The organism is Arachidicoccus sp., assembly GCF_050436765.1.
In the GTDB taxonomy this organism is placed as follows: domain Bacteria; phylum Bacteroidota; class Bacteroidia; order Chitinophagales; family Chitinophagaceae; genus Arachidicoccus.
This window is the reverse complement of the sequence record NZ_JBNQGD010000005.1, coordinates 1-2308: the sequence shown is the minus strand read 5'-3', so window position 1 is coordinate 2308 and position 2308 is coordinate 1. Positions and strand designations below refer to the sequence as shown.

Here is a 2308-nt window from a genome sequence, read left to right as displayed (position 1 = left end):
ATAATGATTAGAGATTTATATATTATATAAATATGATGGTGTCAAAGTCAGGAAATAACAGTTCGGATAGTCCTTATGCACATAACTGGAGAGTCAGAAAGATAATTCTTACGCTGTTTTGTATCCGCCTTATCAAATAAAGAATTTTTAGCCTAATAGAAAAGGCTAGAATTGAATTCCGTTTTACGTATATTTTATTTCGTAAATTTCGGCAAAGGTCTTTTCTTCCGTGCCCATTTGTTTATGAATGATTTTGCGATTGAGTTGTGAGATTTCTGTGCAGCCGGATGCAACTAGGAGATCTAGAAAATCGTTAAGCGTTTCGTGGTGGTAGTTTTTTACCCGTTTCCATTTTTCTTCAGGGACGAGCCCCCTTACTAAACTGTCTTTTTGTGTAGCAACACCAGTAGGGCATTTATTGGTGTGGCATTTTAGGGATTGAATACAACCCAAGGCAAACATCATTCCACGAGCAGAATTGCAGATGTCTGCACCTAAACATATTGCTTTGAAAATATCAAATGCCGAGATGATCTTGGTTGCAGTAACGATTTTAATATTTTCTTTTAGTCCAAATTTTTTAAGGGTATCACACACAAATACCAAAGCCGGTTCCCATGGCATACCTACCGAATCGGAGAAGTCGATAGGTGCAGCGCCTGTGCCGCCTTCCGCACCATCTACCGTTATAAAATCTGCTAAGATTCCTGTTGTCAACATTTGTTCGCAGATGTCAATAAATTCTTGCTGGCTACCGATACAAAGTTTGAAGCCTATAGGCTTCCCCCCACTTAATTCTCTTAATTGTTTCATCCAAAAACAGAGCCCTCTTGCATTACTAAAAGTGGTGTGTGAAGGAGGTGAGATCACATCTGTATTAGGCTTTATACCTCTGATGTCAGCAATCTCTTGATTGTTTTTGGCCGCAGGTAATATGCCGCCATGTCCCGGTTTTGCTCCTTGGCTTATTTTTATCTCAATCATTTTGACTTCCGGCCACTTAGCTTTTTCCTGAAATTGAATAGCATCAAATTTTCCTTCTTTGGTGCGACAGCCAAAATAGGCAGTTCCTATTTCCCATACTAAATCTCCGCCATTTCTATGATATTTGGAAATGCCTCCTTCGCCGGTGTCGTGAAAAAAAGCGCCTTCTTTGGCACCCAAGTTCAAGGCTTTAATGGCATTAGGGGAAAGTGAACCGAAGCTCATCGCGGAGATATTAAAAATGCTGGCGGAATAAGGCTGGCTGCAGGCTGGACCACCAATAGTTACACGAGGGAAGTCTTTCAATTTGGGTGCAGCATAAATGCTATGCTCCATCCAATCATAATTCTTTTTGTAGATATTTAGTTCTGTCCCAAAAGGATGGTTTTCTAAGTTCTTGGTAGCATGGCTTTCCACGTAGTTTCTTTCATTTGCATTAAAAGGTGTCCCATCAGTATTATCTTCAACAAAATATTGATGTAATTCCGGGCCAATATCTTTTAATAGATATCGCATATGTCCAATAATCGGGAAGTTACGTATGACGCTATTCTTTTTTTGCATTAGATCGTAAATACCCAAGCATATAAGAGGAAACAAAATGACTGAAAGCCATATCCAACTGATAGCTGCGGCAAACATGAGCACGGCTATTAGTCCCATGGCTAGTATGCAAGCAATAAAGAAGCTCTTTTTTGACATGATATATTTTGATTGAGAGGGTAATTATTTAAAATAGGTGTTGATCGTGTCCAATGACTTTTGCCAAGAGCGCGAAAAACAGAGTGTGCCGGGTAATCGCCAATGCAACTCCCTTTTTTTGCATTATACAAGTCGTTGGCAAAATAATATAAGGTGCCAAGACCAGTGCTTCGAGTGGAGACGGTAATATCTCTTATCAATTGAGCCGATGCATATTGAGAAAAAGTGGCATCTTCCTCTTGTCTTACAGTAATCCATTCGATATTTTTCCCTTCCTGACCGGTATTTAAAAAGGCGTTTAGCGTGTCTCTTGTCCCTACCCAGGCTCTTTTGACACTCAAAGTTTTCAATTTATGTTTTATGACCGGTAGGATGCTCTTATTCATAGAATGCATTTGTTTTTTTTGAGAAAGAAACAGTAAATAACTGCAATGCTTTATGCTTGATAGAAATCACTTATGGTTTCTAAAGGTAAGAGAAATTGATCATAAGCCCAGAAGGGGGCTTTTAGTGCTTTTGAAATGTAAGGGCTAAGATTTGTTCACGACAAATTCTTTTTAAATAATAAGAAAAAATGAAAATGATGAAATGTTCCCATTTTTCTATACATTTAATCCTTCAT

Annotated in this window: 2 protein-coding genes; both read right to left on the bottom strand. The window is 38.5% G+C overall.

The features are described 5' to 3' along the window. Positions 1–183: 183 nt before the first annotated feature. Complete coding sequence (locus ACQR30_RS00285) at positions 184–1686, bottom strand: FMN-binding glutamate synthase family protein (protein WP_429729615.1); 1503 nt, start codon at positions 1684–1686, stop codon at positions 184–186. Continuing rightward, complete coding sequence (locus ACQR30_RS00280) at positions 1650–2072, bottom strand: hypothetical protein (RefSeq protein ID WP_429729612.1); 423 nt, start codon at positions 2070–2072, stop codon at positions 1650–1652. Before ACQR30_RS00280 ends, ACQR30_RS00285 begins: the two co-directional genes overlap by 37 nt. Between the last annotated feature and the right edge of the window lie 236 nt (positions 2073–2308).